Below are 13,444 nucleotides of genomic sequence, written 5' to 3'. Positions count from 1 at the left end.
GTGGTTGTCTACACAAGAATGGAAGCCATTCACACAAGTAGGGGAGCTATCCGCACAAGCTGCTGATGTATCCACACAAGCAGATAAGTTATCTACACAAGAGGAGAGCTATTTATGTAAAAGGTTGATTTATTCGCACGAGCAGGTGAAACATCCACACAATTAAATAAGGAATATGCACAAGAGCAGTATTAATCTGCACAAGCTAGAGTGTTATCTGCACAAGAAGGAGATTCTTATTTAGTGGAGCAATTACATCAAAAAAAAGATGCCAGCTCCTTCATTGTAAAAATGCATTTATCCGTTTATTCGAGAATTCATCCTCATAAATTAGGAATTTATCTTCAATATTTAGATAGTTTTGATTTTTATAAATTTAAAAGAATAGACATTATTTTGTCACAGGTATAAAATAACGGATACGGAGGTGAGTTTAGAAAAAGGATTTCCTTTTTCTAATGATTCTATGAGAGTTGTTCGGATAATCGCTCAAATTTTGATTCTGTATATTTTTTATTATGCTGGTGTATTAATTGGTAATTTAACAAAACTACCATTGCCAGCTAGTGTTATAGGGTTAGTGCTTTTATTTATATGCTTGCAGTTAAAATGGATAAAAGTAGATTATATAAAAGATGGTGCATCCTTTTTAATTGGTTTTATGATGTTGTTCTTTATTCCACCGATGATTGGCATAATTAATTATCCTGAGCTTTTCTCCTTGTCTGGCTCATTATTAATGGCATCCGTTATTGTTAGTACACTATTTGTACTAATCACAACAAGTTTGATTTGTCAATGGATTGAGAAAAAAGAGCTAGCAATGAAAGAGAAGAAGGAGAAGGGAGAAATGGATCATGCAAGCAAGTATATCCATCATTAGCACCGTTATCATATTTTTATTAATGGTGAAATTACATAAACGATTCCCTTATCAGTTTTTCATGCCAATTTTAACTTCGTCGATTATTATTATTGCAGGACTGCTTTTATTGAATATTCCTTACGAAGTGTATATGGAAGGCGGACGTTATTTACAACATTTGCTGGGTCCAGCAGTTGTGGCATTAGCTTATCCTTTATACAATCAGTGGGAAATGGTGTTGAAATATAAATATACGATTCTATCTGGTATCTTGATAGCCATGGTGAGTGGTTTAATTAGTATTTATACTTTGCTTGTTATTTTTAAATTAGATAAAGAATTAATATTAACAGCTTTACCAAAATCCATTACGACACCTGTAGCAATGCAAGTGAGTGAAACAATTGGCGGGATCCCACCTCTTACTGCCGTATTGGTCATGATTGCAGGATTTACAGGAGCGTTACTTGGTTCTGTTGTGTTTTCCATTGGGAAAATTGAATCATCCATTAGTCGTGGAATTGCCATGGGGAGCGCTAGTCACGGAGTTGGAACGTCTAAGCTTGTGGATTATAGTGAACTGGATTTGTCGATTGGCTCATTATCTTTGGGGCTTAGTGCGGTAATTGGTGCGATTTTATGTCCAATATTTGCATATATTTTTATGTAAAAAAGCATTCTAGTAGATTCTAGAATGCTTTCATCTTTTAATGCATACTAATATATCGGTTTGCGTTCTTTAATAACCCGAATGGTTTGTAGGCTCGCATCTTCTGGACCTTGGACCGGCAATCCTGCTTCAATATTCATTTGAATATACTTTATATTTTCTTCTGTAATGACTTCCCCAGGAATAAAGATTGGAATGCCTGGAGGATATACCATAATAAATTCAGCACAAATATAACCAGCGGAATCTTTAAAAGGAATTACTTCCGTACTGGAATAAAAGGCATCTCTTGGTGTCATGGCAAGAGCAGGAATGTCCGGTACATTGACTTCTGTTTCTTTCACGCAAGCTTCAGAATCAAAGGTTTGAGACATACGTTGGAGCGTGTTAATTAGCAAATTAATTTCTTTTTTTGTATCGCCTAATGTTACAAGACAAAGGATGTTGTATAGGTCAGATAGCTCTACTTCAATATTCGCATTTTGACGAAGCCATTCCTCCGCTTGATGACCTGTAATTCCTAAATCTTTTACGCTGATTAACAATTTTGTCTGATCCATATCGAATGTAGCAGAAGAATGCAATTTTTCTCTTCCAGCAACTTTTAAGTGAGGAATTTTGTTAATTCGTTTTCTTGCTTCTTTTGCCAGGCGAATGGCTTGGTCAATTAAATCATATCCATGAACTGCTAATTGTCTTCTAGCACAGTCGAGGGATGCTAATAGCGGATATGAAGTGGAAGTCGTTTGCAACATTGATAACACTGATTGAACTCGACTTACGCTCACAAGACCTTCTCGTACGTTTAATACAGAACTTTGCGTTAAAGACCCTCCCAGCTTATGTACGCTTGTTGCGGCCATGTCTGCACCAGCTTCCATTGCTGAGATTGGTAGTTCATCATGGAATTTTAAATGAATGCCATGGGCCTCATCAACGATTACTGGTATATTTGAAGTATGTGCGATATCCACAATGCGTTTTAAATCAGCAGCAAAACCAAAATATGTTGGATTAATGACAAGTACAGCCTTTGCATCAGGATATGTTTCGATTGCTTTTTCAACGGATTCTGCTGAGATTCCATGGGTGATACCGAATTCTTCATCCACTTCAGGATAAATAAATATCGGAATAGCACCTGAAAGAATAATCGCTGACATTGTTGATTTATGAACATTTCGTGGTACCAAAATTTTATCTCCTGGACCGACGACAGACATAATCATCGCCATGATAGCACCACTAGTTCCTTGAACAGAGAAAAATGTATAGTCAGCACCAAAAGCTTGTGCAGCAAGTTCTTGAGCTTCTTTAATAGCAGCCTTTGGTGAATGTAAATCATCTAGTGGAGCAATATTGATTAAATCAATTGATAAAACGTTGTCTCCGACGAATTCTCGAAACGCAGGATCCATTCCTTGTCCCTTTTTATGTCCGGGAATATGGAATTGGATTGGATGTCTGTTTCGATGTTTTAGCAATGCGTCGAACAAAGGAGTTTCTAACTGTGACAACGCAGGTACCACCTCGCTTTTAATTAATATTCAAAACAAAGAAATTATAGCATCTATAGGCTACACATGCTATAAAAAATTAAAGGAAATTCAAGTTTTATTGAAGAACTATATAAATAATTATGATGAAAAGGGGATGTAAATGTTGAATTGGGATACAAGAGTAACGAAATTATTAGGAATACAATATCCAATCATACAAGGTGGCTTAGCTTATTTAGCATACTCAGATTTAGCTGCAGCCGTATCTAATGCTGGTGGACTTGGACAAATTACTGCTCTCAGTTTAGAAACACCAGAACAATTAAGAGAAGAAATTCGAAAAACGAAAGAGAAAACGGATAAACCTTTCGGCGTCAATTTTGCTTTTGGCAATTACGGGAAAGGATATGAGCCAATGGTGGAAGTAGCCATTGAAGAAAAAGTGCCCGTTATATCGATGACTGGAGGAAATCCAGCACCGATGTTCAAATTACTTGAAGGTGTTGATGTGAAAAAGTTAGTATTAGTAGCGGCACGCCGTCAAGCACAAAAAGCTGAAGAACTTGGTGCGGACGCAGTGATGGTTGTAGGACAAGAAGGTGGAGGGCATTTAGGTCGAGATGATGTGGGGACAATGGTGCTCGTTCCGCAAGTAGTAGATAGCGTCTCAATCCCAGTAATTGCTTCTGGGGGAATTGGGGATGGCCGTGGTTTGATGGCAGCATTGTCCCTTGGGGCAGAAGGAATCGAAATGGGGACACGATTCATTGCGACAAAAGAGTGTGTGCATGCATCACCTGCCTATATCGACGCGCTAATCAACAGTACAGAAACAGATACTACGGTTATCAAACGCTCATTAGGAACTCCAGCTCGCGCATTAAAAAGTGAATTTACTGAAAAAATTTTGGAAATTGAAAAGGAAACCCCTACTTATGAAGCGTTAAAAGAATACATAAGCGGAAAGGCCAATAAACGCTTCATTTACGATGGAGATGCAAAGAACGGATTCGGTTGGGCAGGACAAGTAACTGGTTTAATAAAAGATGTACCAACCGTAAAAGAACTGATTGATCGAATGATCCGGGAAGCGGAAGAAATTCGATTAAAGTGGGGAAGATAAAGAGAAAAAAGAGAGGTACTGTCAATGGAATATGCGTATCCTATTTCGCCGGATTGGACAACGGAAGAAATTATCACGGTAGTAAAATTTTTTGAAGGAATTGAACAAGCATATGAAAAAGGCATTAAAAGAGAAGTGATGTTAGAAAAGTATCGGCGTTTTAAAGAAATCGTTCCATCGAAAGCAGAAGAAAAAACACTGTTTCGTGAATTTGAAGAGGTCAGTGGATATGCTAGTTACCCGGTAGTGAAACAGGCAAGAAAACTGGAAAATGGGGAAACAATTGTACTTGAATCACAAAAAAAACGAAGATAAAGACAACAAAAAGGAGCGGTCATTTACGCTCCTTTTTTCCTTTCCCAAACATCAATATATGAATCATTAATGGAGTTTATAAATGAATTTGATGAAAAAAAGCGGAAGAAAAATGTAATGATTAAAGTCGTCCTGAGCATATTAATTATACAACATATAGCAGAAAATCGACTTTTCCTCAAAACAGGAAATTATATCTGTAAATATATCCGATTGTAAATCCTAATTTTTCCCAATGATGATATCGTAAATTGGGAAAAGGGCTTCAAAAGTATTTTCAGCGACTTTTAAAAACTCTTCCGAAGATAGATTTATGCATTGTTCCCGAGGAATATGACGCCCAACTAAAAATTCTCCTTTTTTGACGTCTCTTAAACGAATAAGAAGTTCATTCAATTGACCGTTCAATGCTTCTTTTAGCGGAATAGCATCTAAAGATGTATGATCCCCTGAAATAATAAAATCATCTGGCAATTCGTAAAAAACATCGATTGAATTTAATAGACGATCTGCCATGGCAGATTTTTGTGGGGCTTCATAAATAATTGCAACAATAATGAATAAATGGGTGTGCGTAAGCCCAATTTGAAAATGAGGAAGTGATTTGTAACCTCGTTTGTAAGGTGCAAATGCTACCCATGAATCGTTAGGCGGATTGACTGTTCTTCTTGCATGTTTTGCTATATGGGCAAAAAATTCATCTCCAGTTTTAGCGCTGAAATAACCGGCAAAATGGTTACCTAATGCTTCGAATTTTGGACGTACGATGGTTTTTAGTGCATCCATCCGATGATCTAAGCCGTCAATGGTAAAGACATTGAAATCGGAATTTGTCCATTTTATATCGACCATGATTTGTTTTCCTCCTTTTTGAATCAAATGTTTATTTTTCACGTTTTTTGGGAAAAATCTTGTAACAATAGCATTTATCCTTTTGACAAAAAATAATTGGGAAAGGAAAGTGATGTTCATGAAACAAATGGTTAAGATCATCCGCAAAGTCGATATTGAAAAGCAATATGAACATGTTTTACGGTTAGAATTAGATTATGAGTTGGCTTCCTTATATTCCGCGATGCAGGAAAACGATACGAAAGAAATGGAAAGATGTAAAAAACGTTTAAAAGAAATTCAGGATGAGCTAAATGGTCTGCACGCATATGCGTAAACATTTTCCCTTCCATTAAAGTCACTTGCTTTCATTTGTAGAGCAAGTGATTTTTTATTTTGAAAATATAACTCCTTAATATTTTTGAAAAAATTACTCCCTGCTATCCCTCTTTCCTTCTCAAAAAGTATATAATAACAATTTGAAAATGAAAAAAATAAAGACTTTACATGAAATATACAACTAAAATAAACAGGGGTCCATTTGAAGAATTCATGTTAAAATGTTAAAGTATTAGAATATTTCGTTTATTTTATCCGAAGTAAATTTCTGAATTTTGTAAATGATATACTAGAATAGAAGAATTCGATTGCTGATAAAGAAGGTAGGGTTAGTGGAATGGATTTACAAAAAATAAATGAATTTGCGATAAAATTGATTTATGATGCTGGCGAACAAATACGAGAATCCTTTTCGAAGGAATTGATTATAGAAACGAAGACAGATGCGAATGACTTAGTGACAAATATTGATTGTCAAATCGAGCAATTTTTTGTAAAGAAAATAAAAGAATTAGATCCATCCCATAAAATTATGGGAGAAGAAGGGTTGGGCGACAAAATCGTCACACTTGATGGCCCCATTTGGATTATTGACCCGATTGATGGCACAATGAACTTTATTAAACAACATCGCAATTTCATGATTACAGTTGGTTTTTTTGTTGATGGAGTAGGGAAGCTAGGATATTTATATGACGTCATGCGGAATGAGCTGATATATGCAATACGAGGAGAAGGAGCGTATATTGACCATCATCCAATTCGCAAATTAGAACCTTTGACAATTGAAGAAGCGATTATTGGCATCAATTCAAGTTGGGTGATTCAAAATGGAAAAATCAATCATGAAAAAATCGCCAATCTCATTCGAACGGTTAGAGGAACTCGATCTTATGGCTCTGCTGCCATGGAAATCGCTTTAGTTGTTACTGGGAAACTTGATGCTTATCTATCAATGCGATTAGCGCCATGGGATATTGGTGGAGGAATGGTGATTGCACAAGAGGTAGGAGCCGTTGTAACAAATTTAAAAGGTGAACCATTCAATTTATTGTCCAATGATACATTTTTAATTGCAAATCCATCCATTCATCAAAAGTTGTTAGATGAATTTATCGAATTAAAATAGGATATTGAGGTAACAAAAAGAATGAGCGTTAATTACGACTGCCGCTATCGCTTTCGTCGCTGATAAATTCGACGAGGAGACGCAATTGATGTGACCATAGCAGAGAAAGAACTATAAAAAATAGTTAAGCCTGACCAAAAAGTGCAAAACTTTTTAGTCAGGCCATTTATTTTATAAAAGCCCCTTTTCTCGAAACTTTTTTTTCATGCGAAATCCAAGTCCCATGACAGCACATAATGCAATGATACTTGCAATGATTGTTACAACGCTTTCCGTAGCAATTGCATAACCGATGGAGATCATTGACAAAAGTGCGGCTAAGGAAAATATAAACATCACGATTTTCGCTTTATTCATGCATAGCGCCCCCTTTAATGTTCCGAATGTTAAAAAAATGTAATATTTCAGAAAAGGACAATTTTTTACGGTCTTGTGATATAATAACACAGTTAATCTTATGAACAAAGAAATTGGAGTGGAAATATGACGAAATTACGTGAAGATATTCGCAATATTGCAATCATCGCACACGTTGACCACGGAAAAACAACATTAGTGGATCAATTATTAAAACAATCTGGAACTTTTCGAATAAATGAACATGTAGAAGAACGAGTAATGGACTCGAATGATATAGAGCGTGAACGCGGCATTACTATTTTAGCAAAAAATACAGCCGTTCACTATAAAGGTACAAAAATCAATATTTTAGATACTCCAGGACACGCGGATTTCGGCGGCGAAGTAGAGCGAATTTTAAGAATGGTTGACGGAGTTTTACTTGTTGTTGATGCGTTTGAAGGATGTATGCCTCAAACTCGCTTCGTTTTGAAAAAAGCATTAGAACAAAAGTTAACGCCAATCGTTGTGGTGAATAAAATTGATAAAGATTCTGCCCGCCCTCTTGAAGTCGTAGATGAAGTATTAGATTTATTAATTGAATTAGGTGCCGATGAAAATCAATTAGATTTCCCTGTCGTATATGCTTCTGCAGTCAATGGTACAGCAAGTCTTGATCCGGACCCAGCAAATCAAGAAGAAAATATGCAATGTTTATTTGATACAATTTTAGATCACATCCCAGCACCAGTTGATAATTCAGAAGAGCCTTTACAGTTCCAAGTAACGATGCTCGATTATAATGATTACGTAGGCCGAATTGGGGTAGGCCGTATATTCCGAGGAAAAATTCATGTTGGCCAATCAGTTGCACTAATGAAATTAGACGGCAGTGTAAAGCAATATCGCGTTACGAAATTATTAGGTTATTCAGGATTGAAACGAGAAGAAATTGAATCTGCGAGCGCTGGAGATATTGTTGCAGTGTCAGGAATGGAAGATATTAACGTCGGAGAAACGGTATGTCCGATTGATCATCAAGACGCATTGCCACCGCTTCACATTGATGAACCAACATTGCAAATGACTTTCCTTGTAAATAATTCTCCATTTGCAGGTCGAGAAGGGAAATTTGTGACGGCTCGAAAACTAGAAGAACGGTTAAAACAACAATTAGAAACAGACGTTTCTTTACGTGTAGAAGATACGGATTCTCCAGATGCATGGATCGTTTCTGGCCGTGGGGAGTTGCATTTATCAATTTTAATTGAAAACATGCGCCGTGAAGGATATGAATTACAAGTATCGAAACCGCAAGTAATCATTAAAGAAATCGATGGTGTCAAATGTGAACCAGTAGAGAGAGTACAAGTGGATGTTCCTGAAGAATACGTGGGTACAGTCATTGAATCATTAGGACATCGTAAAGGCGAAATGATGGATATGACAAATAACGGAAATGGACAAACACGTCTAATTTTCATGGTGCCTTCTCGAGGACTAATTGGATATACAACGGAATTTATGTCCATTACAAAAGGGTACGGTATTATTAACCATTCATTTGATAGCTATCAACCGGTTGTTCCTGGTCGTGTTGGCGGACGCCATAATGGAGCGCTGGTTTCAATGGAGACAGGAAAAGCAACGACTTATGGGATGATGCAAATTGAAGATCGTGGTACTCTATTTGTAGAGCCCGGAACAGAAATCTACGAAGGCATGATTGTTGGAGAAAATAACCGAGATAATGACCTTGCTGTGAATATTACAAAACAAAAGCAAAAAACAAATATCCGCTCCGCAACAAAAGATCAAACAGCAGTGATTAAAAAACCACGCATTTTAACGTTGGAAGAAGCATTGGAATTTTTAAACGATGATGAATACTTAGAAGTAACACCAGAATCGATTCGTTTACGTAAACAAATATTAGATAAAAACGAAAGAGAAAAAGTAGCGAAAAAGAAAAAATACGCTGAACAAGTATAATTCTTTCTTTTAAAGTATGAAAGGTGTTGTTCGAATTGAAGCTTTTCAGTTTGATATTAGCGTCTGCACCAGTACTTAGTGATACAGAACGAGTGTTTAATCGCATGTCACCGATTACTCGTTATGTTTACGAAAGTGCTCCAAGCAATACAACTGCAGGATATATTATCTTTTTCTTAGTTTTCATCTTATCTGCAATCGTGTATAAACTCGGCTTTGCGAAAAAACTTAGTTTAGGTAAAAATATAATTATTTATATTTTCCTATTTTTAGGTTGTATTCTACTAACATTCTTCGCGATTTTCTTGCCAATGATTGAAGGATTAATTGTTGCAGCACTTGTATTAATTCTTTATAAAATTCGTTTATGGCGAGAGAAGAAGGAAGAACAAGAAGCGTAATTTGTATGTGGAAAAATGTGATTCCAGATGCATTAGAATATTAGGTAGTTTATTATTGATTAGGGATCCTATCGCTATTCAATTACAACACCTATGAATTAATTTGCAAGTAGCGGTGTCTTTTAAGTAATAGTAGAATCCCTGTCACGTCACAGAAAAAATGAGCTTAGATGAAGAGCGAATTGAGAAAACATTGTGTTTTCCCAATTCGCTCTTTTTTGGTAAATAGAGTAAATGTTAAACATTATAAGTAGTTAGAGATGTCACAGAAATAAGGAATTTGTATGTGTGGGGGAGAGAGTATCTACCAGAGTATGCTATTTGTACGAGAGGAGAGGACATTTTCACGAGCAGGGAGAGTATGTGCACGAGCGAGAGTGGTATTCGCACAAGCAAGGAGCGTATCTACACATGCCGGTGTGCTATCCACTCAAGAGGAGAAAGTATCCGCTCAAAATTGAATTTTTCTCCCATCTTTAGGTAATCACACATCTTTTCTCCTTCGCATAACCTACTCTTGATAATTGAAAGAACTACGAAATAAGGAGGTAAGAGGGATGAAATGGTGGAAAATTAGTCTTGCTGTCATGTTGGTAGGGATAATGGTTATCTTTGCTGCTTGTGGAGAAAAAGAGATGACAAAAGTGAAAGTAGGGGAAGTAACGCGTTCGATTTTCTATGCACCACAATACGTTGCGATTTCCAATGGATATTTTGAAGAAGAAGGATTGGAAATAGAGTTGTCTACTATCCCTGGTGGGGATAAAACAATGACTGCACTTCTTTCTGATGGGATAGATATTGCCCTTGTAGGGGCTGAAACTTCTATATATGTGACAGCTCAAGGTGCTAACGATCCGATAAAAAACTTTGCTCAATTAACTCAAACAGATGGTACGTTTTTAGTGTCTAGAGAGAAAATTGATGAATTTTCATGGGATATGTTGAAAGGTTCTACTTTCCTTGGCCAACGTAAAGGTGGTATGCCGCAAATGGTTGGAGAATTTGTTCTTGAAAAACACGGAATCAATCCACATAAGGATCTGAATTTAATCCAAAACATTGAATTTGCCAATATTGCAACAGCCTTTGCATCCGGTACTGGTGAATTCGTACAGCTATTCGAACCGACAGCAAGTGTGTTTGAAAAAGAAGGGATTGGCCATGTAGTTGCATCCTTTGGTACAGAATCCGGCCATGTGCCATATACGGTGTTTATGGCGAAAGAAAGCTACTTAAAGAAAAATCCGGAAGTGGCAGAGAAATTTACAAGAGCTATTAAAAAAGCACAAGACTATGTATATGAAGCACCTGCAGAAGAGGTGGCAAAAGCTATTCAGCCATTCTTTGAAGATACGGACATTGAATTGATTGCACAAGTTGTAGAACGTTATCGCCAGCAAGAATCCTATGCCAAAGATCCAATTTTAGATGAAGAAGAGTGGAATAACTTGCAAGACATTATGGATGAAGCAGGGGAACTTCCGATGCGCATGGATTATTCGAAACTAGTAGATACAACTTTCGCAGAGAAGGTTTCGAAGTAATATGAGTTTCTTAGTTGTAGAACATGTCAGCCATACGTATTTTTCAAAGGATGCGGCAACGGAAGCGTTACGGGATATTCATTTAACGATAGAAGAAGGAGAGTTTGTTTCCTTTATTGGTCCGAGTGGTTGTGGAAAAACAACATTGTTATCCATAATAGCAGGATTATTTCAACCGACCTATGGAAACGTGTTCATAGAAAATCAGCAAGTGTATGGAAATAAAGAGTTATCCATTGGCTATATGCTTCAGCAAGATTATTTATTTCCTTGGAAGACAATTGAAGAGAATATTACACTCGGATTAAAACTACTAAACAAACATGTTGATATGAGCATTGCATCGAAATTATTGCAAGATGTTGGGTTACCGCCAGTGGAGAAAAAATATCCGAGAGAACTATCTGGTGGAATGAGACAGAGGGTGGCGCTAGCCAGGACGCTTGCGGTAGATCCGAAAATTTTGCTATTAGATGAACCTTTTTCTGCACTGGATTATCAGTCAAAATTAAAGCTTGAGGATCTCGTTTCAAAAATGTTAAAGCAATATAATAAAACGGCCATTCTTGTTACGCACGATATAGGTGAAGCTATAGCTATGAGTGACCGTATCTATCTATTTTCCGCAAGACCCGGTAAAATTCATAAAGTGTTTGATATACCTGAAGAAATTAGAACGTTAACTCCATTTGAAGCTCGCAGTCATTCAAGCTACTCCCCATTATTCCAACAAATATGGAAGGAGCTTGAACATCTTGAACATTAAAGAACTTCATTTACAATATAAAAAACGGTTAGCAAAGGAAAAACGGTGGATCAAGTTTTACCAGCTCTTCATTTTAGTAGGATTTTTTGTACTTTGGGAGATGGCTTCTTCTAAACGCTGGATTGATCCGCTCATATTTAGTGCACCTTCCAGAATATTTAAGTTGTTAACGAATATGGTATCAGACGGTACGATATTTATTCACATAAACTATACTTTATTTGAAACGGTTCTTGGATTTATTCTTGGAACGTTGATCGGAACAATTTTAGCGGCCATACTTTGGTGGTTCCCAACTGTTTCAAAAATTTTAGATCCTTATCTCGTCGTTTTAAATTCCATGCCAAAAGTGGCACTCGGACCTATATTAATTGTAGCGCTTGGTCCAGGAATGACTTCCATCATCACGATGGGAGCAATCATTTCAGTTATCATTTCAACCATTGTAATCTACACATCTTTTCGAAATGTGGATGCCAATTACTTAAAAGTATTGCAAACATTTAATGCAACCAAATGGCAAATGTTTAAGGAAGCGATTTTATCAGCTTCTTTCCCAACGATCATTTCTACATTAAAAGTAAACGTTGGCCTTTCTTGGGTAGGGGTTATTGTTGGGGAGTTCCTTGTTTCTTCCCGAGGACTTGGATATTTAATTATTTACGGATTCCAAGTGTTTAATTTCAATCTCGTGTTAATGTCGTTGCTCATTATCGCGATTTTTGCAACACTCATGTATCAATTGGTTGAAATGTTAGAGAAAAGATTAATTAAAAATGAATAACAGCAACAGGGAATCACTGTTTCTTGATAAAGAATGACCTATTATGAAAATAGAGTAAATTTCATAATAGGTCATATGTTGTTTAATTGGATATTTTTTATAATTCTTCATCAATGCTGGATGAGCTGCGGAAAAATCGAAATTTTCCAGTTGCTAATCGCTCAAGGGTTTTCGTTGTAATGCGATCATTGCATGTTTCACACATATATGTGTGTATTGGTCGATTTCTTAATTTTTTAGCCAATGGTGAGTCGTCTTCCAGTTCGTGGATGGTATCACAAAGTACACATTGGACACGCATACACTCAATCCTATTCCACTCGGATAGCGGAAATATTTTTGATAGGATTGTCCACGTTTGAACCATCTCCAAAAATTAAATGAACAGGTCCATCCTCTGTTAGCGGCTTACCATCTTGGCTATATTTAAAAATAAATTTGTATGCTTCTTCAATTGGAAAAGCATGTTCCGAACCATCTTTGCATTCAAATACAATTGTAGTTGCATCTTTTTCAATTTCAGCGTGATTTAAAAAATATTTAATTTCCATTCCGAATGTACCAGTTTTCATACCTTGGCGGTCAAATTTTCTTTCAGTTTTTAATGTAGGAGGGAATGTTGCACCTTCCATGATTTCACGGGACCAGTGTTTTCCCATGTTAAATAAGTATTTTAAATCTTCATCTTCTTCTTGTTTCGGATTGGTGAAATAAGATTTTAAATCAATTCTGCGATCATCAAAAATCCATACGGATGGATCTAATGTTAATTTATACTTGACTTTACCTTTAATTGGAATGATGCTTTCCATTTTTAAATATCCCCCTTAACTATTTTACATAT

The 13,444-nt window shown here is 36.4% G+C and carries 17 protein-coding genes; 12 read left to right on the top strand and 5 right to left on the bottom strand.

What is annotated here, in order from left to right:
• The first annotated feature begins 210 nt into the window (after positions 1-210).
• The 3 genes from NSQ18_RS03300 to NSQ18_RS03290 are packed head-to-tail and all read left to right on the top strand — an operon-like array spanning position 211 to position 1,535.
• The gene (locus NSQ18_RS03300) at positions 211-411 is read left to right on the top strand and encodes a hypothetical protein (RefSeq protein ID WP_339288950.1); all 201 of its coding nucleotides are present in this window, start codon (positions 211-213) and stop codon (positions 409-411) included.
• A gap of 55 nt (positions 412-466) precedes the next feature.
• Positions 467-883, top strand: a complete 417-nt coding sequence (locus NSQ18_RS03295) for a CidA/LrgA family protein (RefSeq protein ID WP_026019007.1) — start codon at positions 467-469, stop codon at positions 881-883.
• Complete coding sequence (locus NSQ18_RS03290) at positions 858-1,535, top strand: LrgB family protein (protein WP_016837568.1); 678 nt, start codon at positions 858-860, stop codon at positions 1,533-1,535. The genes NSQ18_RS03295 and NSQ18_RS03290 overlap by 26 nt, the downstream gene beginning before the upstream one ends.
• 47 nt (positions 1,536-1,582) lie before the next feature.
• Here the strand turns inward: NSQ18_RS03290 and NSQ18_RS03285 are convergent, their stop codons facing one another.
• Positions 1,583-3,052, bottom strand: coding sequence for an aminotransferase class I/II-fold pyridoxal phosphate-dependent enzyme (locus NSQ18_RS03285; protein ID WP_339288947.1), 1,470 nt, complete (start codon positions 3,050-3,052; stop codon positions 1,583-1,585).
• Positions 3,053-3,197: 145 nt separating this feature from the next.
• Between NSQ18_RS03285 and NSQ18_RS03280 the strand changes: the two genes are divergently transcribed.
• The gene (locus tag NSQ18_RS03280; protein ID WP_026019005.1) at positions 3,198-4,157 is read left to right on the top strand and encodes a nitronate monooxygenase family protein; all 960 of its coding nucleotides are present in this window, start codon (positions 3,198-3,200) and stop codon (positions 4,155-4,157) included.
• Positions 4,158-4,181: 24 nt separating this feature from the next.
• Positions 4,182-4,472: a UPF0223 family protein gene (locus NSQ18_RS03275; RefSeq protein WP_016837565.1), complete on the top strand. Its 291-nt coding sequence runs from the start codon at positions 4,182-4,184 to the stop codon at positions 4,470-4,472.
• A gap of 222 nt (positions 4,473-4,694) precedes the next feature.
• On the opposite strand, the gene NSQ18_RS03270 is transcribed toward NSQ18_RS03275, so the two are convergent.
• Complete coding sequence (locus NSQ18_RS03270; protein WP_016837564.1) at positions 4,695-5,324, bottom strand: DUF1054 domain-containing protein; 630 nt, start codon at positions 5,322-5,324, stop codon at positions 4,695-4,697.
• Positions 5,325-5,442: 118 nt separating this feature from the next.
• Between NSQ18_RS03270 and NSQ18_RS03265 the strand changes: the two genes are divergently transcribed.
• A complete protein-coding gene (locus tag NSQ18_RS03265; protein WP_016837563.1) occupies positions 5,443-5,640 on the top strand; it encodes a hypothetical protein in 198 nt (65 codons plus the stop codon).
• 339 nt (positions 5,641-5,979) lie between these two features.
• Complete coding sequence (locus NSQ18_RS03260) at positions 5,980-6,771, top strand: inositol monophosphatase family protein (RefSeq protein WP_096550562.1); 792 nt, start codon at positions 5,980-5,982, stop codon at positions 6,769-6,771.
• Between the two features lie 171 nt (positions 6,772-6,942).
• Here NSQ18_RS03260 and NSQ18_RS03255 read toward each other — a convergent pair whose 3' ends face one another.
• Positions 6,943-7,128, bottom strand: coding sequence for a DUF5325 family protein (locus tag NSQ18_RS03255; protein ID WP_016837561.1), 186 nt, complete (start codon positions 7,126-7,128; stop codon positions 6,943-6,945).
• A gap of 126 nt (positions 7,129-7,254) precedes the next feature.
• On the opposite strand from NSQ18_RS03255, the gene typA reads away from it, so the two are divergent.
• The 5 genes from typA to NSQ18_RS03230 all read left to right on the top strand — a co-directional run bounded on the left by typA (position 7,255) and on the right by NSQ18_RS03230 (position 12,600).
• Positions 7,255-9,102, top strand: a complete 1,848-nt coding sequence (typA, locus tag NSQ18_RS03250; RefSeq protein WP_339288943.1) for a translational GTPase TypA — start codon at positions 7,255-7,257, stop codon at positions 9,100-9,102.
• 104 nt (positions 9,103-9,206) lie between these two features.
• Positions 9,207-9,503, top strand: a complete 297-nt coding sequence (locus NSQ18_RS03245; protein ID WP_026019004.1) for a YlaH-like family protein — start codon at positions 9,207-9,209, stop codon at positions 9,501-9,503.
• A 557-nt stretch (positions 9,504-10,060) separates the two neighbouring features.
• Entirely contained in the window at positions 10,061-11,050 is a 990-nt protein-coding gene (locus tag NSQ18_RS03240; RefSeq protein WP_339288941.1) for an ABC transporter substrate-binding protein, read from the top strand.
• A gap of 1 nt (position 11,051) precedes the next feature.
• On the top strand, positions 11,052-11,816 hold the full coding sequence (locus NSQ18_RS03235) for an ABC transporter ATP-binding protein (RefSeq protein WP_016837548.1): 765 nt from the start codon (positions 11,052-11,054) through the stop codon (positions 11,814-11,816).
• Complete coding sequence (locus NSQ18_RS03230; RefSeq protein WP_339288939.1) at positions 11,806-12,600, top strand: ABC transporter permease; 795 nt, start codon at positions 11,806-11,808, stop codon at positions 12,598-12,600. Before NSQ18_RS03235 ends, NSQ18_RS03230 begins: the two co-directional genes overlap by 11 nt.
• Positions 12,601-12,697: 97 nt before the next feature.
• On the opposite strand, the gene NSQ18_RS03225 is transcribed toward NSQ18_RS03230, so the two are convergent.
• Entirely contained in the window at positions 12,698-12,901 is a 204-nt protein-coding gene (locus tag NSQ18_RS03225) for a YlaI family protein (protein ID WP_016837546.1), read from the bottom strand.
• A 10-nt stretch (positions 12,902-12,911) separates the two neighbouring features.
• Complete coding sequence (locus NSQ18_RS03220) at positions 12,912-13,412, bottom strand: hypothetical protein (RefSeq protein ID WP_016837545.1); 501 nt, start codon at positions 13,410-13,412, stop codon at positions 12,912-12,914.
• Positions 13,413-13,444 lie beyond the last annotated feature (32 nt).

The organism is Ureibacillus sp. FSL K6-0786, assembly GCF_037965165.1.
Taxonomy (GTDB): Bacteria; Bacillota; Bacilli; order Bacillales_A; family Planococcaceae; genus Ureibacillus; species Ureibacillus thermosphaericus.
The sequence above is the reverse complement of the archived record's forward strand: the minus strand, read 5'-3'. Positions and strand labels throughout refer to the sequence as shown.

Excerpts from the sequence above, each read along its gene's own strand:
- NSQ18_RS03245 (WP_026019004.1), top strand. The coding sequence starts at position 9,207 with ATGTCACCGATTACTCGTTATGTTTACGAAAGTGCTCCAAGCAATACA.
- NSQ18_RS03270 (WP_016837564.1), bottom strand. The coding sequence starts at position 5,324 with ATGGTCGATATAAAATGGACAAATTCCGATTTCAATGTCTTTACCATT.
- NSQ18_RS03240 (WP_339288941.1), top strand. The coding sequence starts at position 10,061 with ATGAAATGGTGGAAAATTAGTCTTGCTGTCATGTTGGTAGGGATAATG.
- NSQ18_RS03295 (WP_026019007.1), top strand. The coding sequence starts at position 467 with ATGAGAGTTGTTCGGATAATCGCTCAAATTTTGATTCTGTATATTTTT.
- NSQ18_RS03235 (WP_016837548.1), top strand. The coding sequence starts at position 11,052 with ATGAGTTTCTTAGTTGTAGAACATGTCAGCCATACGTATTTTTCAAAG.
- NSQ18_RS03260 (WP_096550562.1), top strand. The coding sequence starts at position 5,980 with ATGGATTTACAAAAAATAAATGAATTTGCGATAAAATTGATTTATGAT.
- NSQ18_RS03220 (WP_016837545.1), bottom strand. The coding sequence starts at position 13,412 with ATGGAAAGCATCATTCCAATTAAAGGTAAAGTCAAGTATAAATTAACA.
- NSQ18_RS03225 (WP_016837546.1), bottom strand. The coding sequence starts at position 12,901 with ATGCGTGTCCAATGTGTACTTTGTGATACCATCCACGAACTGGAAGAC.
- NSQ18_RS03290 (WP_016837568.1), top strand. The coding sequence starts at position 858 with ATGCAAGCAAGTATATCCATCATTAGCACCGTTATCATATTTTTATTA.
- NSQ18_RS03265 (WP_016837563.1), top strand. The coding sequence starts at position 5,443 with ATGAAACAAATGGTTAAGATCATCCGCAAAGTCGATATTGAAAAGCAA.
- NSQ18_RS03275 (WP_016837565.1), top strand. The coding sequence starts at position 4,182 with ATGGAATATGCGTATCCTATTTCGCCGGATTGGACAACGGAAGAAATT.
- NSQ18_RS03255 (WP_016837561.1), bottom strand. The coding sequence starts at position 7,128 with ATGAATAAAGCGAAAATCGTGATGTTTATATTTTCCTTAGCCGCACTT.
- typA (WP_339288943.1), top strand. The coding sequence starts at position 7,255 with ATGACGAAATTACGTGAAGATATTCGCAATATTGCAATCATCGCACAC.